Genomic DNA, 24,671 nt, shown 5'->3' with positions numbered 1-24,671 from the left:
TCACGAAATGGACAGGTCTTTGGGCCCGGTGTTCACCCCTGTGGTGGGTGTGACCTGGGGAAACGATTCTCCCCCGGGACGCAGGTCACATCCTGGGGGAGATTCGGTCACGTTCGAGGCTCGGCCTGATTCAAACAGGCCCCCACGCGGGACAGGGAGACCCGCCGGGCGCCGGCCGGCCGCCGCCGCACCGGATCGGCTCGGCCGCGTGGTGTCGGTGGTCGCGTTCGCTTCGCCGGTGCTGGGGGCAGGTGCCGCCTGCGGCGACCCTTAGCCTCCCCACCGGCTCAGCTCAGCCGCGCGGTGTGGGTGGTCGCGTTCGCTTCGCCGGTGCTGCGGGCAGGTGCCGCCTGCGGCGACCCCTACCCTCCGCACCGGATCGGCTCGGCCGCGCGGTGTGGGTGGTCGCGTTCGCTTCGCCGGTGCTGCGGGCAGGTGCCGCCTGCGGCGACCCCTACCCTCCGCACCGGCTCAGCTCAGCCGCTCGATGACCATCGCCATGCCCTGGCCGCCGCCCACGCACATCGTCTCGAGGCCGAACTGCTTGTCGTGGAACTGCAGGCTGTTGATCAGCGTGCCGGTGATGCGGGCGCCCGTCATGCCGAAGGGGTGGCCGACGGCGATCGCGCCGCCGTTGACGTTCACCTTGTCGAGCGGCAGGCCGAGGTCCCGGTAGGACGGGATGACCTGGGCGGCGAAAGCCTCGTTGATCTCGGCCAGGTCGATGTCGTCGATCGTCAGCCCGGCCCGCCTCAGCGCCTGCTTGCTGGCCTCGACCGGCCCGTATCCCATGATCTCGGGGGAGAGGCCGGACACGCCCGTCGAGACGATCCGGGCCAGCGGGGTCAGGCCCAGCTCCCGCGCCTTGGTGTCGGACATGATCACGAGGGCGGCGGCGCCGTCGTTGAGGGGGCAGCAGTTGCCCGCGGTGACCAGCCCGTCGGGGCGGAACACCGGCTTCAGGCCCCGCACGCCCTCCAGGGAGACGCCCGCGCGCGGACCGTCGTCCTTGGCGACGACCGTGCCGTCCGGCGTCGTCACGGGGGTGATCTCGCGCTCCCAGAAGCCCTTCGCGAGGGCTTCCTCGGCGAGGTTCTGCGACCGTACGCCGAACTCGTCCATGTCCTGACGCGTGACGCCCTTGATCCGGGCGAGGTTCTCGGCGGTCTGCCCCATCGCGATGTACGCGTCCGGGACCAGGCCCTCCTCGCGCGGGTCGGTCCAGCCCGCGCCGGACTCCTCGGCGCGGGCCGCGGTACGCGCCTCGGCCTCCGCGAAGAGCGGGTTGTGCGTGTCCGGCAGGCTGTCGGAGTTGCCCTTCACGAAGCGGGACACCATCTCGACGCCTGCGGAGATGAAGACGTCCCCCTCGCCCGCCTTGATCGCGTGCAGTGCCATGCGGCTGGTCTGCAGCGAGGACGAGCAGTAGCGGGTGACCGTACATCCGGGGAGGTGGTCCATCCCCATCTGGACGGCGATGATGCGGCCCAGGTTGTTGCCCTGCTCCCCGCCCGGAAGGCCGCAGCCGAGCATCAGGTCGTCGATGTCCTTCGGATCCAGCTCCGGGACCTTGTCCAGCGCGGTCCGGATGATGGTCGCGGTCAGGTCGTCCGCGCGCAGGTCCTTGAGAGATCCCTTGAAGGCCCGGCCGATGGGCGAACGGGCAGCAGAGACGATCACGGCTTCGGGCATCACGCGGCTCCATGAGGGCTGGAAGGCAGGAAGGCTGGACTGACTTGGAAGTTACCCGTACGTACAGCTGAGGTCACCCGGCAGCCGATGTGACGCCGACCTCTTTTCTAAGCAACCGCTCAGTCGCCTCGGTTGTTCCCGCCCGGCCCGCTCCTGAACCGTCCCGCCCCGTACCTGACGCGGGCCGCCATGTCCTCCCGGAACCCCGGCGAGGCGGGCTGCCGGTCCTCGCCGGCCTCCTCGTGCGGCACCGGTTCGGTGTGCGCGGGCAGCCTCCTGCGCCGCCGGTGCTTGAGCAGGGCCCACGGCGCCCGCGCCGCCGTGACCTCCGTACCGGCCTCACGGGCCGCCTGGGACGCCGCCTTGGCCACCGGCAGGATGTCCTCGCGCCGCGACCCGTCCAGGTGGTCGGACTCGGGCCACAGGCCCAGGGCCGCGCACAGCGTCGGCAGCATCGCCATCGCCGCCGTCGCGTACCCCTCGGCGGAGGGGTGGTAGTTGTCGGGGCCGAACAGCTCCCGCGGGTTCGCCTCGAACTCGGGCCCCAGCAGGTCGCCGAGCGACACCGTCCGCCCGCCCTGCTCCACCGCGCCGATCGTCTGCGCCGCCGCCAGCTGCCTGCTCACCCGCCGGGCGAGCCACCGCAGCGGCTGGTACACCGGCTCGATCGTGCCGAGGTCGGGACAGGTGCCGACGACCACCTCGGCCCCGGCCGTCCGCAGCCTCCGGACGGCCGTGGTCAGGTAGCGCACCGATTGCGTGGCCGGCATGCGGTGCGTCACGTCGTTCGCCCCGATCATGACCGCGCAGACGTCCGGCATCCCCGACGGATCCGCCAGGACCAGCGACACCTGGCGTTCCAGATCGTCGGAGCGCGCCCCCGGCAACGCCACGTTCCGCAGATCGACCGGGCGCTCGGCCACCGCGGCCAGCCCGGACGCCAGCAGCGCCCCCGGTGTCTGACCGGCCCTGCGCACCCCTTGACCGGCCGCCGTCGAGTCGCCGAGCAGCACGAGGCGCAACGGGTCGGAGGGACCGGCGAACGCCACCCCGTACCGTCCGTCCGCACTCGGCGGAACCGGTGCCGTACCCCCGCCCACCTGCCGTTTCGCCAGCTGTACCTCGGCCAGCAGCAGGCCCACCGCCGCGGCGCCGATCAGCCCGACGCTGCCGCCGCCGTAGGCCGCGCCCGCCGCGATACGCCGTGCCACCCTCGCTCTCGACACAGTCCGGTCCACCTCCTCCATGCCGTACGCCGTACACAGCACTACCTGCCCCGTGGGAGGCATTGCCCAATCGCACCGCCCGATCCGGTGCGCCTGCGCATAGTCTTGCCTGACCATCTCGGAGATCCCGGAGTACACGGTGCAATTCCACGATTCGATGATCAGTCTTGTCGGCAACACCCCGCTGGTGAGGCTGCGCAATGTGTCGGCAGGCATTCAGGCGACGGTCCTGGCCAAGGTCGAGTACTTCAACCCCGGCGGGTCGGTGAAGGACCGCATCGCGCTGCGCATGATCGAGGCGGCCGAGCAGAGCGGCGAGCTGAAGCCCGGCGGCACGATCGTCGAGCCGACCAGCGGCAACACGGGCGTCGGCCTGGCCATCGTCGCCCAGCAGAAGGGCTACAAGTGCATCTTCGTCTGCCCGGACAAGGTGTCCACGGACAAGATCAACGTCCTGCGTGCCTACGGCGCCGAGGTCGTCGTCTGCCCGACGGCCGTCGACCCCGAGCACCCGGACTCGTACTACAACGTCTCGGACCGCCTGGTCCGTGAGACGCCTGGCGCCTGGAAGCCCGACCAGTACTCCAACCCGAACAATCCGCGCTCCCACTACGAGACCACGGGCCCGGAGCTCTGGGAGCAGACGGAGGGGCGGATCACCCACTTCGTCGCGGGCGTCGGCACCGGCGGCACGATCACGGGGACCGGCCGCTATCTCAAGGAGATCAGCGGGAACCGCGTGCGGATCGTCGGCGCCGACCCCGAGGGCTCCGTCTACTCCGGAGGCTCCGGCCGGCCCTACCTCGTCGAGGGCGTCGGTGAGGACTTCTGGCCGAGCGCCTACGACCGTACGGTCACCGACGAGATCGTCGCCGTCTCCGACAAGGACTCGTTCCGGATGACGCGCCGCCTCGCCAAGGAGGAAGGGCTGCTCGTCGGCGGTTCCTGCGGCATGGCGGTGGTCGCCGCGCTGGAGGTGGCCAAGGGGCTCGGCCCCGACGACGTGGTGGTCGTCCTGCTGCCGGACAGCGGCCGCGGCTACATGAGCAAGATCTTCAACGACGAGTGGATGGCCGACTACGGCTTCCTGGAGGACACCGGCCCGTCCGCACGGGTCGGCGCCGTCCTGGACTTCAAGGAGGGCCCGCTCCCCTCGCTCGTCCACATGCACCCGGAGGAGACGGTCGGCGAGGCCATCGAGGTACTGCGCGAGTACGGCGTCTCCCAGATGCCGATCGTGAAGCCGGGCGCCGGGCACCCGGACGTGATGGCCGCGGAGGTCGTCGGTTCCGTCGTCGAGCGGCAGCTCCTGGACGCCCTGTTCACCCAGCGCGCCTCGCTCACCGACGCCCTGGAGAAGCACATGTCGGCCCCGCTGCCGCAGGTCGGTTCGGGTGAGCCGGTCGAGGACCTGATGGCCGTCCTCAGCGGTACGGACGGGGCCGATGCGGCGATCGTCCTCGTCGAGGGCAAGCCCAAGGGGGTCGTGAGCAGGCAGGACCTGCTGGCCTTCCTCGCCAAGGGCGCCGCGCCGAAGCTGTGACGCCCCGGTTTCCGGGCTTCGCGCAAACGGTACGAGCGCGACACGTACGCGCAGCACCGGCTTAACACGGCTCCGGCAGAGTACTCGGTGTCGGCAGGGAGACCCGCCGGCACCGAGTACGGCGACACGGACTACGGAGCGGCTCCCGGACCTCCACCGTCGCCCGGACGCGACACCCGGCCCTGACCCGGGACCGCGTCCCTCGTGGGGACCGCCGTCGTCCCGCCCCCCGGGTGACCGGGGGTGCGGCGGTCCCCACGACAGCTCGCCGCCCCGGGACCCTTCCGTCCCGCCCGCCGGCTCCCGGCTCCTCGACCCGGTCCTTCCGGTCCTCGGCTGCCCTCCGCGGGCGCCGCCGGCGTCCGGTCTGCCGGGCCCGCCCGTCCTCGCGGCGTTCGCGCTCCACGGCCGGGATGCCCGGCAGCCGCGCCGTCACGCCGGGCTGCCGCGTCCCCCGCCGCCTCAGACCGCCACTTCGGCCAGGAACGCCTCCGGGGTGACCGCGTAGCCCAGGGAGTTGATGACCGCGACCGGGGTGCGGTCGATCAGTACGGTCGGGGTGGAGCGGACGCCGCTCGTGCCGAAGGCGAGCGAGACCTGCGCGGCCCACGGCAGGTAGGTGCCCTCCTGGACCTTCCGGCGGAAGCCGTCCGTGTGCAGCGCCTCGACCTCCTCGGCCAGCCGCAGCAGACCGGCCCGGTCGGCGAAGGCGTCGTCGTCCTCGCCGGGCTGACCGGCGTACAGGGCCCGCAGGTAGTGGAGGAAGGGCTTCTGCCCCTCGTCCGCCGCGGCTCCCAGCGCGGCCAGCGCCTCCATGGAGCCGGTGCCGCCCGCCGAGTCGTCGAGGAAGGTGGCGAAGTGGTGGTCGATCGCGAACCGCCCGTCGTCCGACGCCCGTTCCATCACGGCCCCCAGGTCCAGCTCCATGCGCTTGCAGTAGGGGCAGCGCAGGTCGGCGTAGACGCTCAGCACGTGTGCGGCGTTCTCGCTCCCGTAGCGGACGACGACGCCGCCGGGGCCTCTCGTATTGGCTGGGATCATGGTTCCAGGGTCGGCAGGGGGAAGCCGTCCCGCAATGCGAGCGGCGGCGGCTGTATATGGACATTCAGTTCGCGTGCTGGCTGAATGGATTCGGCGGTGCCGATCCGGTGCGCCGGATCTCTGGAGGGACAGCATGAGCGGGAGCAGCCCGGCCGCGCGGTTGCAGGGCCTCTTCGAGGGGCGCCGGCTCACGCCCACCCAGCGGCGGATCGCGCACTCCATGGTGCGGCGGGCCGCCGACGCCCCGTTCCTCTCCAGCGTGGAGCTCGCCGAACTGGCCGGGGTGAGTCAGCCCTCGGTCACCCGGTTCGCCGTGGCGCTCGGCTTCGACGGGTATCCGGCTCTCCGCAGGCACCTGCGGGAGGTCGCCCCGGACGGCGCGGCGCACGGCGCGGACGGGGGCGAGGGCGGGGGCCCCAACGAGTACCAGCAGGCCGTGCGGGCCGAGATCGAGAACCTGCGCCACCTGGCCGACCTGCTCGCCGACCCGGCGCCGGTGGAGCGGGCGGGACGGCTGCTCGCCGGATCGCGGCCCCTGCTCGTGCTGGGCCTGCGGGCCGCGTCGTCGCAGGCACGGGGCTTCGGGTACTTCGCCGCCAAGGTGCATCCGGACGTACGGGTGCTCGACGAGGGCGGCAGCATGGTCCACGACCGGATCGACGCGGCCCGCCGCGCGGGGGCGAGCGTGCTGCTGTGCTTCGCGCTGCCGCGCCACCCCCGCGAGGTCGTGGACGCTCTGGCGTACGCACGGGAGCAGGGGCTGACGGTCGTGACCGTCGCCGACTCGGCGTTCGCCCCGGTGGCCGTCCACAGCGACCTGCTGATTCCGGCGGCCGTGGGGACCGGGCTCGCCTTCGACACCGCGTGCGCGCCGATGCTGCTGGGGCGGGTGCTGCTGGAAGCCATGTGCGACGGGCTGCCCGAGGCGCAGGCCCGGCTGGAGGAGTTCGACGCGAAGGCCGTCGCGAGGGGCTTGTTCGTCGAGTAGGGAACCGGCCGAGCGCCCGCCCCCGGTTCGCCGGACGGACCTCCGCCGATTCTCAGGAACCACTCATCCGGACCCGTTAACCTCCGCGCCCAGAAGGTCCACAGGGAGCTGCGGAAGGGGTAGGGACGTGGGGCGCGGAGCGCAGTCGTTGGCGAGGGTGGCCGTGATCGTGAGGGCCGGGGCCGCGCCGCTGTGGTGGCCGGGTCTGCTGGCGGCGGCGGTCGGCGCGTTCGTTCCGGGGCTGACCGGCCGGCGTATCGGGCTGCTGGCCGGAGCGGCGCTGTTCCTGGTGACAGCGGCCGCGGTGGCCACGGTGCGGACGGGGCGGTACGCGGAGCTCGCCCGGGCGGCCGCACGGGCGGGACGCGGTGACTTCCTGCAGGACCGGGCGGTGACCGTACGCACCTGGCGCCGGCGGAACCGGTGGTGGCTGCTGGGCGCCTTCCTGGCGGCCGTGTGCAGCGCCTGGCTGCTGCCGGGCGCCGGGGGGCTCCTGCTCGCCGGAGCCGGTGCCGGGCTCTGGGCGAAGGCCGTACGGCTCGGGCAGCGGGAGCGCCGCGACGACGTCCTGTACTGGGTGCGGACCGACCGGGTCGGGCGGGGCGGGGCCGCGGGCCGGCAGGTGGAGGAGTACCGGACCACCGGACCGATGGCGGGCGACGCCGCGCCCGGCGGGGCACGGCGTCGCCGGTGAGCGGGGCGGGGCGGGCCGGACGCGGGTGAGCGCCCGGCGCGGCGGGGCGGGCCGGGGACCGGACTGCTGGCGGCGGTCCCGCCCGGGGTCCGGCCCGCCGTCCGGCCCCCGCCGGAGCCCGTGGGCCCGGCGGGTCAGACCTCCAGCTCCGCCTCGATCTTCCTCAGCTGGTGACGGGCCATCGCGAGGTTGGCGCGGCCGGAGTCCAGGACGAGGTAGAGGAACAGGCCGTTGCTGCCGCGCGTCTTGAGCAGCCGGATCAGGTGGTACTGCGCGCCGAGGGTGATGAGGATGTCCTCGATCTCGTCCTTGATGCCCAGGTGTTCCATGGTGCGGAGCTTGGCGCGTACGACGTCGGTGTTGCCCGCCGCCGCGACCTCCAGGTTGAACTCCTTGCCACCGCCGAGGGTGCCCAGCGCCATGCCGCTGGTGTAGTCGACGAGTGCGACGCCGAGGGTTCCCTCGATCGACGTCATCGCTTCCTTCAGTGACGCTTCGGTGTTGGCCATGGGTGCTCTCTTCCTTTCCCTGGCCGGCCCAGGTGGCCGGTCCGTCTTCCGGTGGGTGGTGCGGTGCTGTGTCACGAGGGGTCCGGCGTGGCGCGGCGCGGGAGGGCCCGTTCCTGCGGGGGCCGTACGGGAGGCGCCGGACGGTCGGCGCGTTCGAGCGCGGCGTCCACCACCTCGCCGATGCGCGCACCGGACCTGCGGCCCTCCAGGTGCAGTCGGCCGACGTTGATGCGGTCCTCGGCCAGCAGGGTCAGTACGGCGGAGGAGCCCGCCGCGTACGTCGCGATGTAGCCGCTCCCGCCGCGGATCAGGAGTTCGCGGAAGCCGCCGCGTCCGGTGGCGTCGGTCATCCGGACCGATACGCCGAGCGCGGCGGCGGTCAGCGCGGCGACGCCTTCCGCCTCGATGCCCGGGGTGTCGTGGGCCACCACCAGGCCGTCCGTACTGGCGGCGAGGGCACCCGCCAGGAGCGGTACCCGGGCCCGTAACCGCTGGAGCTCGTCGAGGACATCCTGCGCTTCGGCCTCGGGCACCATCAGCTGTCTCCTCCCGGCACGCTGTCTGAGCGCGCGTATCACAGGGCCTCCAATGCGTCTCTGAGCCGGCGCAACAGGGCTACGTCGGGGTCGGCCGTGACCTCGGGCAGCTCGATCCGGCCGGGCGCGGAGGCGGGCCCGGCCGCGGCCGGGCGGACCGTTGCGACCATTCCGGCGGCCGCGAGCCGCCGCAGGTCGACCAGGATGTGGAAGGCCGAACGCCCCAGCTCCCGGGCGATGTCCGTGGCCGTCCGCGCACCGTCGACGAGGTCGAGGACGCGGCGCTGACGCGGCGGGACCGGTGCGTCGAGCGGGTGCGCCGCGCGGACGAGCGGGGCGCTGTCGGTGAGCGCGTCCGGCCAGATCCGGTCCAGCAGTTCCCGGCGCCGGAGTGTCTCGCGCTGCACGGCGTCCACGGGTACGGGGCGGACCGGGCCGATCCAGTGGGAGACCCCGTAACGGAACCGGGCCGGCGTGTGCGTCGGGGCCAGGGCGAAGAACGCGGCGTCGTACAGCGCTCCCAGGTGGCACAGCTCCAGCGCACCGCCCGGCACCCTGCCGCTGTCCACGAGGTAACGGCCGACCCGCTGACCGGCACCGGCCTGGGCGACCGCGTCCCACCAGCCCTCGCTGCGCAGGGTGCCGCCCGTGGTGAGCAGGATGTCGATGCCCGGGGTGGCGGGGCTCTCGGCGTGGACGACCTGACCCTCGGCGAGGTAGAGCGTGCCGCGGTCACGCATCAGCGCGCCGGTGGCGCGCTCGGCCGCGAGCCGCTGGAGCATGGGGGAGAGAGCGGGGTGCCCGGGTATGCCGGACGGGGCGGTGGCGGCCGGGCTCATGCCAGGACCAGCCGCTCCGCGATGTCGCCGAGCCGCATGCGTGCGAGGGCGAGATTGCCTTCGGCGCGGTCCAGCCAGAGGTGGAGGAAGACGCTGCTGTCGAAGGACGTCTCGACGAAACGGAGGATGTGGTAGCCGGGCGCGGTGGTGATGATGACGTCCTCGACGGCGAGGCCGGGTAACCCGGGTGGGTGGGGCGGGACCGCCCCCGGGGTGCGGGTCCCGGGGCCGGCCACCGCGGCGTCGCCCGCGAAGACCGGCTGTTCGGCCGCCATCCGGGCCACTTCGGCGGTCTCCGCGGCCGTCGCCTCGTGGTCGCCGTTGGGCGATTCGCCGATGGTGCCGAGGGCGAGGCCGCTCGTCCAGTCGACCACCGCGGCGCCCCGGGCGCCGGGCAGCCTCATGACCTCGAGCAGGCACTCGTCGATTCCGGGCACCGCGGACTCCCCTCCCGACGTGGCGTACGGCTGTAGTGCAGAGGCTACGCAACGTGCTCGCGGCTGGTGGGAGTTCTGGCATTTTCCATTGGTACATGCGAGAGGTCGTGACAAGGGTGCAGGTCGGCGCCCTGCGACGGGCCGGGATCGCGCCGGTCCGGCTGCCCGGTGGTCCGGCCCGGGGAGCGCGGGGGCGGGACCACCGTCCGGGTGTGCGGCCCCGGCCCGCCCGGGCGGCGGGGTCCCGCCCTGTTGACTAGGAGTATTCAGGCCGTCAGGATGTGAATAGAACAGTCACAGTGCTCGGTCTTCAGTCATGACGGTCGCAGTCGCGAGGAGGCATCCCCCATGTCAGGACCCCGCCCCGTACGGGCACCGCGCGGTACGGAACTGAGCGCCCTGGGATGGCAGCAGGAAGCCGCCCTCCGCATGCTGCAGAACAACCTCGACCCCGAGGTCGCCGAGCACCCCGACAAGCTCGTCGTCTACGGCGGCACCGGCAAGGCGGCCCGCGACTGGCGGTCGTTCGACGCGATGGTCCGTACGCTGCGGACGCTCAAGCAGGACGAGACGATGCTCGTCCAGTCCGGGCGGCCGGTGGGGGTCATGCAGACGCACGAGTGGGCGCCGCGGGTCCTGATCGCCAACTCCAACCTGGTCGGCGACTGGGCCAACTGGGAGGAGTTCCGCCGGCTGGAGTCCCTCGGGCTCACCATGTACGGCCAGATGACCGCCGGCTCCTGGATCTACATCGGGACGCAGGGCATCCTCCAGGGCACCTACGAGACGTTCGCCGCCGTCGCCGCCAAGCGGTTCGGCGGAACGCTGGCGGGCACCATCACGCTGACCGCCGGCCTCGGCGGCATGGGCGGCGCCCAGCCGCTGGCCGTGACGATGAACGACGGTGTCGCCCTCTGCATCGACTGCGACCCCCGCGCCATCGAGCGGCGGATCGAGCACCGCTTCCTGGACGTACGGGCCGACTCCCTCGAACACGCCCTCCAGCTGGCGGTCGAGGCGCGGGACGCGCGGCGTCCGCTCTCCATCGGCCTGCTGGGCAACGCGGCGGAACTGCTGCCCCGCATGCTCGCCGAAGGCGCCCCCGTCGACATCGTCACCGACCAGACCAGTGCCCACGACCCGCTCGCCTATCTGCCGGTCGGCGTCGACTTCGACGACATGGCGGCGTACGCGGCCGAGAAGCCGGCCGACTTCACGAGGCGCGCCCGCGAGTCGATGGCCGCGCACGTCGAGGCCATGGTCGGCTTCATGGACGCCGGGGCGGAGGTCTTCGACTACGGCAACTCGATCCGGGGGGAGGCCCAGCTCGCCGGCTACGCGCGGGCGTTCGACTTCCCGGGATTCGTGCCCGCCTACATCCGGCCGCTCTTCTGCGAGGGCAAGGGTCCCTTCCGCTGGGCCGCGCTGTCGGGTGAGGCCTCGGACATCCACAAGACCGACAAGGCGATGCTCGAACTCTTCCCGGAGAACGAGTCGCTGCACCGCTGGATCAGGATGGCCGGTGAGCGGGTCCACTTCCAGGGACTGCCCGCCCGGATCTGCTGGCTCGGGTACGGGGAGCGCGACAGGGCCGGTGAGCGGTTCAACGACATGGTGGCGAGCGGCGAGCTCGCCGCGCCGCTGGCCATCGGGCGCGACCACCTGGACTGCGGGTCCGTCGCCTCGCCGTACCGCGAGACCGAGGCCATGCTCGACGGCTCCGACGCCATCGCGGACTGGCCGCTGCTGAACGCCATGGTCAACGTGGCGTCGGGGGCGTCCTGGGTGTCCCTGCACCACGGCGGCGGGGTGGGGATGGGGCGCTCCATCCACGCGGGGCAGGTCACCGTCGCCGACGGCACGGAGCTGGCCGGCGAGAAGATCCGGCGGGTCCTCACGAACGACCCGGGCATGGGCGTCATCCGGCATGTCGACGCGGGGTACGACATCGCCGGGTCCGTCGCCTCGGCCAAGGGCGTACGGGTCCCCATGGCGGAGGGTGACGGCCGGTGACCGGGACCGCCGGCGGCCGGCCGCACGGCACGGAGCCCCGCCGGGGAGCCCCGGCAGAGGCGGCGGGCGCAGCGCCCGGCGCCGGGCCCGGACCGCACGAGCCGGCCGGGCGCCCGCTCTCCGAGCCGCAGTCGTTCCACTCGATGTGGCGCTCACTCGCGCCCATCGGCCGCCACTCCGGCAGCGGCGGATACCGGCGGTACGCGTGGACCGGGGCCGACCTGGACTGCCGTGCGTGGTTCCGTGCCCAGGCGGAGTCCCGGGGCCTCGCCCTCGAGACCGACCGGAACGGCAACCAGTGGGCCTGGTCCGGCGACCCGCTGGCCGGGGACGCCGTCGTCACCGGCTCGCACCTGGACTCCGTGCCGGACGGCGGAGCCTTCGACGGACCTCTCGGTGTGGTCTCCGCCTTCGCCGCTTTCGACGAACTCCGCCGCAGGGGAGCGGAGTTCGCGAAGCCCTTCGCCATCACCAACTTCGGTGACGAGGAAGGGGCCCGCTTCGGGCTCGCCTGCGTCGGCTCCCGGCTTACCGCCGGACAGCTGACTCCCGGGAAGGCGCGCCTGCTCCGCGACGGGGACGGTGTGCCGCTGCCCCGGGCCATGGAGGCGGCCGGACACGACCCGGACGCCATCGGCCCCGACCCCGAACGGCTCGCCCGCATCGGTGCCTTCGTCGAACTGCACGTCGAGCAGGGGCGGGCCCTCGACCTCGACGGGTACCCGGTCGGCGTCGCCTCGGCCATCTGGCCGCACGGCCGCTGGAGGTTCGACTTCCGGGGCGAGGCCAACCACGCGGGCACCACCCGCCTCGCCGATCGCCGCGACCCGATGCTCACGTACGCCGAGACCGTGCTCGCGGCCCGGCGCGAGGCGGAACTCGCCGGTGGTCTGGCGACCTTCGGGAAGGTCGCCGTCGAGCCCAACGGGGTCAACGCCATCCCCTCCCTCGTGCGGGGCTGGCTCGACTCGCGCGCCGCCGACCAGGCCACCCTCGACGCCGTCGTCGGGGGGATCGAGCGGGCCGCCCGGGAGCACGCGGAGCGGGCCGGGATCGACCTCGACGTCGTACGCGAGTCCTTCACGCCCGTCGTGGAGTTCCAGCACGTCCTGCGGGACGAGATCCGCCGGCTGCTGGGGAAGCGGGGCCCGGACGGCACGGGGCGCGACGTGCCCGTGCTGGGGACCGGGGCAGGACACGATGCGGGTATTTTGTCCGCTTCCGTGCCGACCGCCATGCTGTTCGTGCGGAACCCGACCGGGATCTCGCACTCGCCGGCCGAACACGCCCGTGAGGACGACTGCGTGGCCGGGGTGACGGCACTCGCCGACGTACTGGAAGGTCTCGCGTGCAGCTGACGACCCGACCGGCGGGCCCGCCGGTCACCGCCACCTACTGGATGTCCCACGCCTGGCTCGGTACCCATGTGGAACCGGGGGTCGCCCTGGACGTGGCCGGAGGCCGCATCGCCGGTGTGCGTACGGGCGCCAGGACGCCGCCGTCCGGTGCGACCGTCCTGCGCGGTCTGACCCTTCCCGGGCTGGCCAACACCCACTCGCACGCCTTCCACCGGGCTCTGCGCTCCACCGTCCAGGTGGGTTCGGGGACCTTCTGGACCTGGCGTGACCTGATGTACCGGACGGCCTCCCGGCTCACCCCCGACTCCTACTTCGCGCTGGCCCGTGCGACGTACGCCGAGATGGCGCTGGCCGGCATCACCTGCGTCGGCGAATTCCACTACCTTCACCACGCGCCGGGCGGCACCCCGTACGACAATCCGAACGCGATGGGTGAGGCGCTGATCGCGGCGGCGGCCGAAGCGGGCATCCGCATCACGCTGCTCGACACCGCCTACCTCGCCGCCGGCTTCGGCCGGAAGCCCGACCGGCACCAGCTCCGCTTCTCCGACACCACCGCCGAGGCCTGGGCCGAGCGCGCCTCCCTCCTCAAGGCCGACGGCCAGGCGCTGATCGGCGCGGCCATCCACTCCGTGCGCGCCGTCCCGGCCGCGGAGCTGGCCACCGTCACACGATGGGCGCGGGAGCGCGGCGCCCCGCTCCACGTGCACCTGTCCGAGCAGACCGCGGAGAACGAGGCCTGTCTCGCCGCGCACGGGCGCACCCCCACCCGGCTCCTCGCGGACCACGGGGTCCTCGGGCCGCACACCACGGGCATCCACAACACGCACCTCACGCCCGGGGACATCGAGCTGCTGGGCTCCTCCCGGACCGGCACCTGCATGTGCCCCACCACGGAACGCGACCTCGCCGACGGCATCGGCCCCGCCGCCGCGCTCCAGCGGGCGGGTTCCCCGCTCTCGCTGGGCAGCGACAGCCACGCGGTGATCGACCTCTTCGAGGAGGCCCGGGCGATGGAACTCAACGAACGGCTCCGCACCCACGCCCGGGGCCACTGGACCGCGGCCGCCCTGCTCAGGGCGGCCTCCGCCGACGGTCACGCCGCCCTGGGCCGTCCGGACGCGGGCACGCTCGAACCCGGAGCTCCGGCCGACCTCACGACCATCGCACTGGACTCCGTCAGGACAGCGGGACCGGCGCCCCGGCTGGCAGCCGAAGCGGCTGTATTCGCCGCCTCCGCGGCGGATGTCCGGCACACCGTCGTAGGAGGCAGGCACATCGTCCGGGACGGTCACCACACCCTGGTCGAGGACGTGCCCGGAGCGCTCGCTTCGGCCGTCGCTGCCCTGCGGGCCTGACCGGCCACACGTACCGTGCGAGCCCGCACGCCCTCGTGGGGCTGATCCGCCCCACGCCTCCGACCCGCCCCTCGCGACCGGCCGAACCCGCCGGCACGGCCCGCCCGTCGGGCCGTACGATCCGCCCCGGGACCCGTCCGGCATCTCGGCCGAGGGCCCCCACCCACGACGAAAGCAGCGCCCGGATGACGACGACCGCGGTCACCGACATCGCCGTACTGGTCACCAACGACCCCTCCCTCGACACCGGAACCCCCCTGGGCCTGATCCGCGACGCGGCCGTCGTCATCGAGGGCGAGCGCATCGTCTGGACCGGTGAATCCAGCAAAGCACCCGCCACCGACAACGCCGTCGACGCGGGCGGCCGGGCCATGATCCCCGGCTTCGTCGACTCGCACTCCCACCTGGTCTTCGCGGGAGACCGCACCGACGAGTTCAACGCGCGGATGTCGGGCCGCCCCTACTCCGCGGGCGGCATCCGCACGACCGTGGCCGCCACCCGCGCCGCCTCCGACGAGGAGCTCTCCGCCAACGTCGCCCGCTACCTCGCCGAGGCGCTCCGCCAGGGCACCACCACCCTGGAGACCAAGTCCGGTTACGGCCTCACCGTCGAGGACGAGGCACGCTCCCTGCGCGTCGCCGCCCGCCACACGGACGAGGTGACCTACCTCGGCGCCCACATCGTGTCCCCCGACTACGCCGACGACCCCGCCGGGTACGTCGACCTGGTCACCGGGCCGATGCTGGACGCCTGTGCCCCGTACGCCCGCTGGATCGACGTGTTCTGCGAGCGGGGCGCCTTCGACGGCGACCAGGCCCGCGCGATCCTGACCGCCGGCCTCGCCCGGGGGCTGAGCCCGCGCGTCCACGCCAACCAGCTCGGCCACGGCCCCGGGGTCCAGCTGGCCGTGGAGCTGGGCGCGGCCTCAGCCGACCACTGCACCCACCTCACGGACGCCGACCTCGACGCGCTCGGCCAGGGCGACACGGTCGCCACCCTCCTGCCCGGCGCGGAGTTCTCCACCCGCGCCGACTGGCCCGACGCCCGGCGCCTGCTGGACGCGGGCGCCACGGTCGCCCTGTCCACGGACTGCAACCCGGGCTCCTCCTTCACCTCCTCCATGCCCTTCTGCGTGGCCCTCGCGGTACGGGACATGGGGATGACCCCGGACGAGGCCCTCTGGTCGGCCACCGCCGGGGGCGCCGCCGCCCTGCGCCGTACCGACGTCGGCCGCATCGCCCCGGGCGCCCGCGCCGACCTCGTCCTCCTGGACGCGCCGAGCCACGTCCACCTCGCCTACCGGCCGGGGGTCCCGCTGGTCCACTCCGTGTGGCGGTGCGGCGAGCGGGTCCCGGGAGGCCGGTGACGGCGATCCGCGGCGCGGCGCGGGGGCGGGGCGTACGCGTCGCGCACGGCCCCGCGGCATCGGTGGCGGCGGGGCCCGCCCCTTCCCGAGGAGCGCTCGGACACGCGGAAGGACCCGCCCTTTGCCGGGCGGGTCCTTCCGCGTGGCGCGCCTGTGTGTCCGGGCGCCGGGTCACTCCTCGACGGTGAGACCCTTCCTGAGCTTGACGAGCGTCCGGGAGAGCAGCCGGGACACGTGCATCTGCGAGATGCCGAGCTCCTCGCCGATCTCCGACTGCGTCATGTTGTCCACGAACCGCAGCGAGAGGATCGTGCGGTCGCGCAGCGGCAGGGAGGCGATGAGCGGCTTGAGGGACTCGACGTACTCGATGCCCTCGATGCCGTGGTCCTCGTAGCCCATACGGTCCGCGAGCGCGCCCTCGTGGTCGTCGCTCTCGGACGTGGCGTCCAGTGAGCTCGCGGTGTACGCGTTGCTCGCCGTCATGCCCTCCACGACCTCGTCCTCGCCGATGCCGAGGCGCTCGGCCAACTCGCCCACGGTGGGCGTGCGGTCCAGCCGCTGGGCCAGCTCGTCGCCCGCCTTGGCGAGGTCGAGCCGCAGCTCCTGGAGCCGGCGCGGGACGCGCACGGACCAACTGGTGTCCCGGAAGAACCGCTTGATCTCACCGATGACGGTGGGCATCGCGAACGTCGGGAACTCCACGCCCCGGCTGAGCTGGAAGCGGTCGATCGCCTTGATCAGGCCGATGGTGCCGACCTGGACGATGTCCTCCATCGGCTCGCTGCGGGTGCGGAACCGGGAAGCGGCGAACTTGACCAGGGCGAGGTTGAGTTCGACCAGCGTGTTACGGACGTACGCGTACTCGGGGGTGCCTTCCTCGAGCACCTCGAGCCGCGCGAAGAGCGTCTTCGACAGCGCCCTGGCGTCGACGGCGCCGATGTCGGCGTAGGGCGGGATCTCGGGGAGATCGCCGAGGCCCTGGTCCGGAAGGCCGGCGGTGGTGGCACCGGCCGTGGGGCCGGTGCGGTGGCCGGTGCGCGCGCCGGGTGCGGCGCTCGCAGCGGGAAAGTCTGAATCGGTCGGTCCCTGAGGACATGCCGACGTCGCGAGGTGGGTACGCGATACGTCGAGCCGGGGTGACATGGTCTCCTCCATCGTTCTCGGCATATGGCTGCCGATGCCCCTACGTGTTCCTGCGGTGAAGCGGCGCCTCCGAAGCCGATCGAGCGTCCAGGTGATGTGGTGCCCTCTACCCTTACCCGGTTCCGGGCGCGAGTTACAAGCACCAATTCACCCTGTATGTCCGGTTTGTTGAGTTCTTCGACTACCGTGTGGTGAGGGAAACGCGTAATGTTTCATGGACGTCGGCGGAAGCCACGGAGACGGTCGCGGCAAACGGCGCGGACGGTGTCGGACGGCGAAGAGGGACGGGCATGGACCGCGGGACGGTCGGCAGTGCGAACCGGGGTCGACTACAGGTCGAGGTCCGCACCGAAGGGCTGAGCGAAGTCGTGACGCCGGTGGGTGAGCTCGATCACCACACCGCGGATCTGCTGCGCGAGCCGCTGGAGAGCGCGGTCGAGCAAGGGCGCGTGCGCCTGGTGGTCGACTGCTCGCGCCTCGAATTCTGTGACTCCACAGGGCTCAACGTCCTGCTCGGTGCCCGCCTCCAGGCCGAGGCGGCCGGGGGAGCGGTTCACCTCGCGGGCATGCAGCCCATGGTGGCCCGCGTCTTCGAGATCACGGGTGCGGAGGCGGTCTTCACCGTCCACGCCTCGCTCGAAGACGCCCTGGGTTCCTGACGGCGGGTCTCATGCGCTGCTCCGGTGACCGACGGCTGCCGATCGGCCCGCGTCACGCTTTCGGCGTAGCCGAAGTGGGTGTCGTCGTCGTGCGACAGGGCAGGAGACACCCCGGTGGCGTCCTGGACGCCTCACACTCTGCAACTGACCAGAATCTGTTCGATGGCAACACGGTGAATCGGTGAGGTGAAGCGCTGATGAGCACCACCCGGCAGCATCCGCCGGGCGGCCTCGGCCGCGAGCCGGACGGTACGGGCGCCGCCTCAGCCGTGCCGGCCGACCGGCAGTGGCGCTCCCTCTCGCTGCGGGAGGCGACGGGCATCGTGCCGATGGCCCGGGACTTCGCCCGGCAGGCCCTGCACGACTGGGGCTGGCTCCCCGCGTCCGGGGCCGACCGCAGAGCGGCCGCCGAGGACGTACTGCTGGTCGTCTCCGAGCTCGTGACCAACGCCTGCCTGCACGCCGGCGGGCCCGAGGAGCTCCGTATCGCCTGCTCGCCCAAGGCCCTCCGGGTCGAGGTCGTAGACGGCGGCACCGGCCAGCCCGCGCCCCGTACCCCGCACCGCGCGGGACGGCCCGGGGGGCACGGCATGTTCATCGTGCAGCGGCTCTGCCTGGACTGGGGCGTCTCCCGTACGCCGGACACGCCGGGCAAGACCGTCTGGGCGGAGATCGCGGCGCCCGCCTGACCCCCCGCTCCACCCTAGGCGCGCCGGAACACACCCGGCGCGCTTTTCGCGTGCCCGCTCCGGGCGGCCCCCCCGTACGGCTCCCGCCGGATACGGCCAGGGGCCGCCGCACCCGATCGGTACGACGGCCCCCGGCCGCGAGAAGGCCCACGAAGGGCTCCGCGTCAGCGGACGTTGCCCATGAGCGTCTTGACCTTGCCGCGGTACATGAAGATCGCGACACCCGCGAGGACCGCCAGGGTGGCCTGGAGCGCCACCACCCCGGTGCCGTTGAGCTCCACACCCGCGATGGACAGCAGCCCGGTGGTGCAGTCGCCCGCGGTGACCGCGAGGAACCACACCCCCATCATCTGGCTCGCGTACTTGGCCGGAGCCATCTTCGTGGTGACCGAGAGGCCCACGGGAGAGAGCGTCAGCTCCGCGACGGTCTGCACGAAGTAGATCGCCACCAGCCACATCGCGGCGGCCTTGTGGCCGTCGCCGGCGATCGTCAGCGGCAGCAGGAAGAGGAAGAACGACGCACCGACCAGCACCAGACCGGAGCTGAACTTCACGATCGTGCTCGGCTCCTTGCCCCGCCGGTTCAGCGCCATCCAGAAGGCGGCGAAGACCGGGGCCAGCGCCATGATCAGTACCGGGTTGACCGACTGGTACCACGAGACCGGGAAGTTCCAGCCGAGCACCGAGTTCTCCGCCGAGGAGTCGGCGAAGATCGCCAGGGTCGAGCCGCCCTGGTCGTAGATCATCCAGAAGATGGCGGCGGCCACGAAGAACCAGATGTAGCCGGACATCTTGGCCTGCTCGGTGGCGCTGAGCTCCTTGTCCCGCTTGATGCGGGCCAGGACCATCACCGGGATGACCAGACCGGCCACGGTGATCGGGACCAGCAGCCAGTTCAGCGTGTAGACGCCGGTGACCACCGTGCCGATGTAGAAGACCGCGGCGATGCCCATCCAGATCATGGCCTTGCGCAGCGTGGACGCGCGCTCGTCCGCGGACAGCGGCTTCGGCACGACGAGACTGCGCGGGTCGAGGTGGCGGGTGCCGAGCAGGAACTGGGCGACACCCAGACCCATGCCGAGTGCGGCGAGGGCGAAGCCCAGGTGCCAGTTGACACTCTCGCCCACGGTGCCGATGACCAGCGGCGCGGCGAAGGCACCCATGTTGATGCCCATGTAGAAGATCGTGAAGCCACCGTCACGGCGCGGGTCGTCCGGGCCGTCGTAGAGGTGGCCGACCATCGTGGAGATGTTGGACTTCAGCAGACCGGAGCCGATCGCCACCAGGCCGAGGCCGGCGAAGAAGGTGCCCTCGGTGGGCAGTGCCAGCGTCAGGTGGCCGAGCATGATGACGCCGCCCGCGATGGCGACGGTCTTGCGGGGGCCCCAGACGCGGTCGCCGAACCAGCCGCCGGGCATGGCGAGCAGGTACACCAGCGACAGGTAGACCGAGTAGATCGCCGTGGCCGTGGCGGGGTTCAGGTGAAGCCCGTTGGGAGCGATCAGGTAGAGCGGGAGGAGCGCGCGCATACCGTAGTAGCTGAAGCGCTCCCACATCTCCGTCATGAAGAGAGTGGCCAGGCCGCGGGGGTGGCCGAAGAAGGTCTTCTCGCTACCGGCAGTGCCGGCCGATTCCTTCGTCAGGCTGGACGCCATGGTCGATCCTTGCTGGTCGGGACGCGTCGCCTTGTGAGCGGTGGGCGCCCGGTGGGGGGTAGCCGGCACCGGGACGGTCGCGCCCCACCCCCGACGCCTCGAGGGAATTCGATCCGGCCACCGGCTCCGGAGGGAGCGGGGGCGGAGTCGGGGACCGGCCGTACCGGGATCCACGCCCGGGGCGCGTCCTCGCGCTCCGGGCCCGGCCCATAGGTCATTCACTGGTCGGAGCCGGCGGGAACCGGCCCGCACACAAAAGTGACCCTTGGCGCGAATAGCTGCCCAAAGGTCCTCAGGTGGTGCAACAGGCGTCGAGCCACCATACGACATGACACTCAGGGATATGGAAGGACTTGAGACACGGATCACAGGTCCTGAAGGAACCGAACCCCCCTGTTCAAAGGTGCATGACCGTTTCGTGTCCCTGGCTCGCAGGCCTTGACGAGTACCTCACCCCGAGGCCCCGGTGCGGACTACCATCACCCTCATGACCCGTGTACTGCTCGCCGAGGACGACGCATCCATCTCGGAGCCACTGGCCCGCGCCCTGCGTCGTGAGGGTTACGAGGTCGAGGTCCGCCAGGACGGTCCGACCGCGCTCGACGCCGGACTCCAGGGGGGCATAGACCTGGTCGTGCTCGACCTGGGGCTGCCCGGGATGGACGGCCTGGAGGTCGCCAGACGGCTGCGGGCGGACGGCCACGCCGTGCCGATCCTGGTGCTGACCGCCCGCGCCGACGAGGTCGACACCGTGGTCGGCCTCGACGCCGGAGCCGACGACTACGTCACGAAGCCCTTCCGCCTCGCCGAGCTGCTCGCCCGGGTCCGCGCCCTCCTGCGCCGCGGCGCCGCGGAGACCGCGCCGCAGCCCGCCACGCACGGCGTCAGGATCGACGTCGAGTCGCACCGCGCCTGGATGGGCGAGGAGGAACTCCAGCTCACCGCCAAGGAGTTCGACCTGCTCCGGGTCCTCGTCCGCGACGCCGGCCGGGTCGTCACCCGCGACCAGCTGATGCGCGAGGTCTGGGACACCACCTGGTGGTCCTCCACGAAGACGCTCGACATGCACATCTCCTGGCTCCGCAAGAAGCTCGGGGACGACGCGGCCAACCCCCGTTACATCGCCACCGTGCGGGGCGTCGGCTTCCGGTTCGAGAAGAGCTGACGTACAGAGACAGTCATGCGCCGCCGACTGATCAACTCCACGCTCGCCGTGGTCCTCGTCGTGATCGCCGTCTTCGGCGTCTCCCTCGTCATCGTCGAGACCCGCACCATCAGCAACAGTGCCCAGGAGAGCGTCGACTCCGAGGCGCTGCGGCTGATCAGCGTCGTGGAGAGCCGCCTGCTCGGTGCGGAGCGGATCACCCCCGACGTCCTGTCCGAACAGGTCGACCCGAGCCGCTACGCACGCGTCGAGATCCCCGGACGCGCCCCCATCGAGGTCGGCGAACGCCCCACGGACAGCGTCCTGCGCAGTACGGAGACGGGGGAGGACGGGGAGAAGGTCACCGTCGAGGAGTCCCGCTCGGCCGTGACCCGTGAGGTCGGCCGGACCCTGTTGATCATCGGGGCGGTGGCGCTCCTCGCGATCGTCTCCGCCGTGCTCCTCGCCGTACGCCAGGCCAACCGGCTGACCTCGCCGCTCACCGACCTCGCCGAGACCGCCGAGCGCCTCGGCTCCGGCGACCCCCGCCCCCGGCACAAGCGGTACGGCGTGGCGGAGCTGGACCGGGTGGCCGATGTCCTGGACGCCTCCGCCGAGCGGATCGCCCGGATGCTCACCGCCGAGCGACGTCTCGCCGCCGACGCCTCGCACCAGCTCCGTACCCCGCTGACCGCCCTGTCGATGCGGATCGAGGAGATCTCGGCCACCGACGACCCGGACACGGTGAAGGAGGAGGCGAACATCGCCCTCACCCAGGTCGAGCGGCTCACGGACGTGGTGGAGCGCCTGCTGACCAACTCCCGCGACCCGCGTACCGGCTCCGCGGTCTTCTTCGACCTCGACGAGGTCGTCAAGCAGCAGATCGAGGAGTGGCGCCCCGCCTACCGCAGCGCGGGCCGCGCGGTCGTCTGCTCCGGCAAGCACGGGCTGCGGGCCGTGGGCACCCCGGGTGCCGTCGCCCAGGTGCTCGCCGCGCTGATCGAGAACTCACTGATGCACGGCGGGGGCACGGTCGCGCTGCGCACGCGGGTCACGGGGAACCAGGCCGTCATCGAGGTCACGGACGAGGGCCCCGGCGTACCGGCCGATCTCGGGGCGCGGATCTTCGAGCGGACCATCAGCGGCCGCAACTCCACCGGCATCGGGCTCGCGGTCGCCCGGGACCTCGCGGAGGCGGACGGCGGCCGGCTCGAACTGCTCCAGCAGCAGCCCCCCGTCTTCGCGCTCTTCCTCAGCCGGGTCGCGCCGTCCCACGAGGAAGCCGAACGCCCGGTGCGCTGAGGGTCCGGGGCGTCACCCGTCAGCGGGGCACGGGGCCGTGCGCTACGTCGTCGGCGGGTCGTCGCTGTTCCAGAAATCGTTCCGCTGTGAGCACGGCCTCCTTGGCGGGAAGGGCCTTGAACACCCAGGTGCGGTACGACCAGAAGCGGAACAGGGTCGCGAGGGAGATGCCGACGATCTTGAAGACGTTGCTCTGGACGGGGCTGTTCCAGCCGAAGCCGTAGGTCGCGAGGTACAGCACACCCGTCTCGATCACCGCCCCGACGGCGCTGAACAGCAGGAACAGCGCCAGTTCGCGGGCCCGGCCGGTCTTGTCGCGCTCCCGGTAGGTCCAGTAGCGGAAGCCGACGTAGTTGAACAGGATGGCGACGACCGTCCCCATCAGGCCGGCCCGCACCACCGGAGTGTCCGTGGTGCGCCAGATCAGGTTCGAGACGGCGATGTTCACGACCAGCCCGAAGGCGCCGACCGCGCCGAACTTGGCGACCTCCCGGGCCAGCAGATCAAGCCGGGTCCGCAGTGCGCCCCGTTCGCTCATGTGGTCGCTCAGCCCCGTCCGGTCGGTTTCGTCAACGCGGCCATGCTAACGGCCACCCGCCCGGCGAAGGGCGTGCTCCCCGCCGGGCGGGTGGCCGCGGCCCCCGCCCGCGCGCTGTCCGCCCGCCGCCCGTACGGCCCGGCGACGCCGCCGCCCGCCGGCGGTCCGCAGCCCGTCCCGGGTACGGGAGGACTCCCCGCCGCGGGACGGTCGAAGGACGTTGCGCACGCCGGATACCCTGGAGCCGTGACGTTCCCGGTAGTCGGTATGGTCGGCGGCGGTCAGCTCGCCCGTATGACCCACGAGGCGGGCATCCCCCTCGGGCTGAAGTTCAAGCTGCTCAGTGACACTCCTCAGGATTCGGCCGCCCAGGTGGTGAGCGAAGTCGTCGTCGGCGACTACCGCGACCTGGAGACGCTGCGCGCCTTCGCGCGCGGCTGCGACGTGATCACCTTCGATCACGAGCACGTGCCGACCGAGCACCTGCGCGCACTGGAGGCGGACGGCATCCCCGTCCGCCCCGGCCCCGACGCCCTGGTGCACGCCCAGGACAAGGGGGTGATGCGCGCGAAGCTCACCGAGATCGGCGCACCCTGCCCCCGCCACCGCCTCGTGAAGGACCCGGCCGACGCCGCTGCCTTCGCCGAGGAGACCGGCGGCTTCCCCGTCATACTGAAGACGGTCCGCGGCGGCTACGACGGCAAGGGCGTCTGGGTGGTCCGCTCCGAGGCGGACGCCGCCGAGCCCTTCCGGGCCGGTGTCCCCGTGCTCGCCGAGGAGAAGGTCGACTTCGTACGGGAGCTGGCGGCGAACATCGTCCGCTCGCCGCACGGCCAGGCCGTGGCCTACCCGGTCGTCGAGTCCGTCCAGGTCGACGGCGTCTGCGACACGGTCGTCGCCCCGGCGCCCGAGCTGGACGAGCGGCTGGCCGGCGAGGCCCAGCAGCTCGCCCTGCGGATCGCCGCCGAGCTCGGTGTGGTCGGCCACCTCGCGGTCGAGCTGTTCGAGACCCGTGACGCCGACGGGACCCCCGGCATTCTCGTCAACGAGCTGGCGATGCGCCCCCACAACTCCGGGCACTGGACCCAGGACGGCGCGGTCACCTCGCAGTTCGCCAACCACGTCCGGGCCGTCCTGGACCTGCCGCTCGGCGACCCGCGGCCCCGCGCAACCTGGACGGTCATGTGCAACGTCCTGGGCGGCGACTACCCGGACATGTACCAGGCGTACCTGCACTGCATGGCCCGCGACCCGCAGCTCAAGATCCACATGTACGGCAAGGACGTGAAGCCCGGCCGCAAGGTCGGCCATGTCAACACCTACGGCGACGACCTGGCGGACGTGCGGGAGCGCGCCCGGCACGCGGCCGACTACCTGCGAGGGACGATCACCGAATGACCTCTTCCGGTACCGCACCCAGCCCCGTCATCGGCATCGTCATGGGATCGGACTCCGACTGGCCCGTCATGGAGGCCGCCGCCGAGGCCCTCGACGAGTTCGAGATCCCCTACGAGGTCGACGTCGTCTCCGCCCACCGCATGCCCCGCGAGATGATCGCGTACGGCGAGTCCGCGGCGGACCGCGGGCTCAAGGCGGTCATCGCCGGGGCGGGCGGGGCGGCGCACCTGCCGGGCATGCTGGCCTCGGTGACCCCGCTCCCCGTGATCGGCGTACCGGTGCCGCTGAAGTACCTCGACGGCATGGACAGCCTGCTCTCCATCGTGCAGATGCCCGCCGGAGTCCCCGTCGCCACCGTCTCGGTCGGCGGCGCGCGCAACGCGGGGCTGCTCGCCGCCCGCATCCTCGCCGCGCACGACACGGAGCTGCTGGCGCGGATGAAGGACTTCCAGCAGGAGCTCAACGACCAGGCCACGGAGAAGGGCAAGCGGCTGCGCGCCAAGGTCGAGGGCGCCGACTCGTTCGGCTTCGGGAAGTAGGGA

General features: G+C 72.3%; 23 protein-coding genes. 13 read left to right on the top strand and 10 right to left on the bottom strand.

Going from position 1 to position 24,671, the window contains the following annotated elements; genetic code table 11:
- Positions 1 to 471: 471 nt before the first annotated feature.
- Positions 472 to 1,692 carry an acetyl-CoA C-acetyltransferase gene (locus BA175_RS28010; RefSeq protein ID WP_069174366.1) on the bottom strand — a complete coding sequence of 407 codons (1,221 nt, stop codon included), beginning with the start codon at positions 1,690 to 1,692 and terminating at the stop codon, positions 472 to 474.
- A 119-nt stretch (positions 1,693 to 1,811) separates the two neighbouring features.
- Positions 1,812 to 2,903 (bottom strand): SGNH/GDSL hydrolase family protein, encoded by a 1,092-nt coding sequence (locus BA175_RS28005; RefSeq protein ID WP_254668011.1) that lies wholly within the window; start codon positions 2,901 to 2,903, stop codon positions 1,812 to 1,814.
- A 154-nt stretch (positions 2,904 to 3,057) separates the two neighbouring features.
- Here BA175_RS28005 and BA175_RS28000 point away from each other — a divergent pair, with 154 nt between their 5' ends.
- Positions 3,058 to 4,461, top strand: coding sequence for a cystathionine beta-synthase (locus BA175_RS28000; RefSeq protein WP_069174365.1), 1,404 nt, complete (start codon positions 3,058 to 3,060; stop codon positions 4,459 to 4,461).
- A gap of 462 nt (positions 4,462 to 4,923) precedes the next feature.
- On the opposite strand, the gene BA175_RS27995 is transcribed toward BA175_RS28000, so the two are convergent.
- Positions 4,924 to 5,502, bottom strand: coding sequence for a thioredoxin domain-containing protein (locus BA175_RS27995; RefSeq protein ID WP_069174364.1), 579 nt, complete (start codon positions 5,500 to 5,502; stop codon positions 4,924 to 4,926).
- 133 nt (positions 5,503 to 5,635) lie between these two features.
- Between BA175_RS27995 and BA175_RS27990 the strand changes: the two genes are divergently transcribed.
- Positions 5,636 to 6,490: a MurR/RpiR family transcriptional regulator gene (locus tag BA175_RS27990; RefSeq protein WP_069174363.1), complete on the top strand. Its 855-nt coding sequence runs from the start codon at positions 5,636 to 5,638 to the stop codon at positions 6,488 to 6,490.
- A 157-nt stretch (positions 6,491 to 6,647) separates the two neighbouring features.
- Complete coding sequence (locus BA175_RS27985; protein WP_069174362.1) at positions 6,648 to 7,184, top strand: hypothetical protein; 537 nt, start codon at positions 6,648 to 6,650, stop codon at positions 7,182 to 7,184.
- 134 nt (positions 7,185 to 7,318) lie between these two features.
- Here BA175_RS27985 and BA175_RS27980 read toward each other — a convergent pair whose 3' ends face one another.
- The 4 genes from BA175_RS27980 to BA175_RS27965 form a co-directional block, all read right to left on the bottom strand.
- Positions 7,319 to 7,693, bottom strand: a complete 375-nt coding sequence (locus tag BA175_RS27980; RefSeq protein ID WP_069174361.1) for a hypothetical protein — start codon at positions 7,691 to 7,693, stop codon at positions 7,319 to 7,321.
- A 71-nt stretch (positions 7,694 to 7,764) separates the two neighbouring features.
- Positions 7,765 to 8,229 (bottom strand): roadblock/LC7 domain-containing protein, encoded by a 465-nt coding sequence (locus tag BA175_RS27975; RefSeq protein WP_069174360.1) that lies wholly within the window; start codon positions 8,227 to 8,229, stop codon positions 7,765 to 7,767.
- Positions 8,230 to 8,267: 38 nt separating this feature from the next.
- The gene (locus BA175_RS27970) at positions 8,268 to 9,068 is read right to left on the bottom strand and encodes a hypothetical protein (protein ID WP_069174359.1); all 801 of its coding nucleotides are present in this window, start codon (positions 9,066 to 9,068) and stop codon (positions 8,268 to 8,270) included.
- Positions 9,065 to 9,505, bottom strand: a complete 441-nt coding sequence (locus BA175_RS27965; RefSeq protein ID WP_069174358.1) for a hypothetical protein — start codon at positions 9,503 to 9,505, stop codon at positions 9,065 to 9,067. The genes BA175_RS27970 and BA175_RS27965 overlap by 4 nt, the downstream gene beginning before the upstream one ends.
- A gap of 348 nt (positions 9,506 to 9,853) precedes the next feature.
- On the opposite strand from BA175_RS27965, the gene hutU reads away from it, so the two are divergent.
- From hutU to hutI, 4 genes are all read left to right on the top strand, one after another.
- Positions 9,854 to 11,518, top strand: coding sequence for a urocanate hydratase (hutU, locus tag BA175_RS27960; protein ID WP_069174357.1), 1,665 nt, complete (start codon positions 9,854 to 9,856; stop codon positions 11,516 to 11,518).
- 143 nt (positions 11,519 to 11,661) lie between these two features.
- A complete protein-coding gene (locus BA175_RS27955; RefSeq protein WP_069174546.1) occupies positions 11,662 to 12,876 on the top strand; it encodes an allantoate amidohydrolase in 1,215 nt (404 codons plus the stop codon).
- Positions 12,867 to 14,234: a formimidoylglutamate deiminase gene (locus BA175_RS27950; RefSeq protein ID WP_069174356.1), complete on the top strand. Its 1,368-nt coding sequence runs from the start codon at positions 12,867 to 12,869 to the stop codon at positions 14,232 to 14,234. The genes BA175_RS27955 and BA175_RS27950 overlap by 10 nt, the downstream gene beginning before the upstream one ends.
- A 185-nt stretch (positions 14,235 to 14,419) precedes the next feature.
- On the top strand, positions 14,420 to 15,601 hold the full coding sequence (hutI, locus tag BA175_RS27945; RefSeq protein WP_069174355.1) for an imidazolonepropionase: 1,182 nt from the start codon (positions 14,420 to 14,422) through the stop codon (positions 15,599 to 15,601).
- A gap of 171 nt (positions 15,602 to 15,772) precedes the next feature.
- Here hutI and BA175_RS27940 read toward each other — a convergent pair whose 3' ends face one another.
- Complete coding sequence (locus BA175_RS27940; RefSeq protein WP_069174545.1) at positions 15,773 to 16,744, bottom strand: RNA polymerase sigma factor SigF; 972 nt, start codon at positions 16,742 to 16,744, stop codon at positions 15,773 to 15,775.
- Between the two features lie 290 nt (positions 16,745 to 17,034).
- On the opposite strand from BA175_RS27940, the gene BA175_RS27935 reads away from it, so the two are divergent.
- Together BA175_RS27935 and BA175_RS27930 are read left to right on the top strand one after the other, a co-directional pair.
- On the top strand, positions 17,035 to 17,403 hold the full coding sequence (locus tag BA175_RS27935; protein WP_069174354.1) for an STAS domain-containing protein: 369 nt from the start codon (positions 17,035 to 17,037) through the stop codon (positions 17,401 to 17,403).
- 197 nt (positions 17,404 to 17,600) lie between these two features.
- The gene (locus tag BA175_RS27930) at positions 17,601 to 18,092 is read left to right on the top strand and encodes an ATP-binding protein (protein ID WP_069174353.1); all 492 of its coding nucleotides are present in this window, start codon (positions 17,601 to 17,603) and stop codon (positions 18,090 to 18,092) included.
- Positions 18,093 to 18,256: 164 nt separating this feature from the next.
- On the opposite strand, the gene BA175_RS27925 is transcribed toward BA175_RS27930, so the two are convergent.
- A complete protein-coding gene (locus BA175_RS27925; protein WP_069174352.1) occupies positions 18,257 to 19,747 on the bottom strand; it encodes an oligopeptide:H+ symporter in 1,491 nt (496 codons plus the stop codon).
- Positions 19,748 to 20,234: 487 nt separating this feature from the next.
- Here BA175_RS27925 and BA175_RS27920 point away from each other — a divergent pair, with 487 nt between their 5' ends.
- Together BA175_RS27920 and BA175_RS27915 are read left to right on the top strand one after the other, a co-directional pair.
- Positions 20,235 to 20,912, top strand: coding sequence for a response regulator transcription factor (locus tag BA175_RS27920; protein WP_069174351.1), 678 nt, complete (start codon positions 20,235 to 20,237; stop codon positions 20,910 to 20,912).
- Between the two features lie 15 nt (positions 20,913 to 20,927).
- On the top strand, positions 20,928 to 22,193 hold the full coding sequence (locus BA175_RS27915; RefSeq protein ID WP_069174350.1) for an ATP-binding protein: 1,266 nt from the start codon (positions 20,928 to 20,930) through the stop codon (positions 22,191 to 22,193).
- A gap of 19 nt (positions 22,194 to 22,212) precedes the next feature.
- Here the strand turns inward: BA175_RS27915 and BA175_RS27910 are convergent, their stop codons facing one another.
- On the bottom strand, positions 22,213 to 22,731 hold the full coding sequence (locus tag BA175_RS27910) for a GtrA family protein (protein ID WP_069174349.1): 519 nt from the start codon (positions 22,729 to 22,731) through the stop codon (positions 22,213 to 22,215).
- A gap of 267 nt (positions 22,732 to 22,998) precedes the next feature.
- Between BA175_RS27910 and BA175_RS27905 the strand changes: the two genes are divergently transcribed.
- Both BA175_RS27905 and purE read left to right on the top strand, forming a co-directional pair.
- On the top strand, positions 22,999 to 24,129 hold the full coding sequence (locus BA175_RS27905; RefSeq protein ID WP_069174348.1) for a 5-(carboxyamino)imidazole ribonucleotide synthase: 1,131 nt from the start codon (positions 22,999 to 23,001) through the stop codon (positions 24,127 to 24,129).
- Positions 24,126 to 24,668, top strand: coding sequence for a 5-(carboxyamino)imidazole ribonucleotide mutase (gene purE / locus BA175_RS27900; RefSeq protein WP_069174347.1), 543 nt, complete (start codon positions 24,126 to 24,128; stop codon positions 24,666 to 24,668). The genes BA175_RS27905 and purE overlap by 4 nt, the downstream gene beginning before the upstream one ends.
- Positions 24,669 to 24,671 lie beyond the last annotated feature (3 nt).

The organism is Streptomyces griseus, from assembly GCF_001715295.1.
GTDB classification, from domain to species: domain Bacteria; phylum Actinomycetota; class Actinomycetes; order Streptomycetales; family Streptomycetaceae; genus Streptomyces; species Streptomyces griseus_G.
The sequence above is the reverse complement of the archived record's forward strand: the minus strand, read 5'-3'. Positions and strand labels throughout refer to the sequence as shown.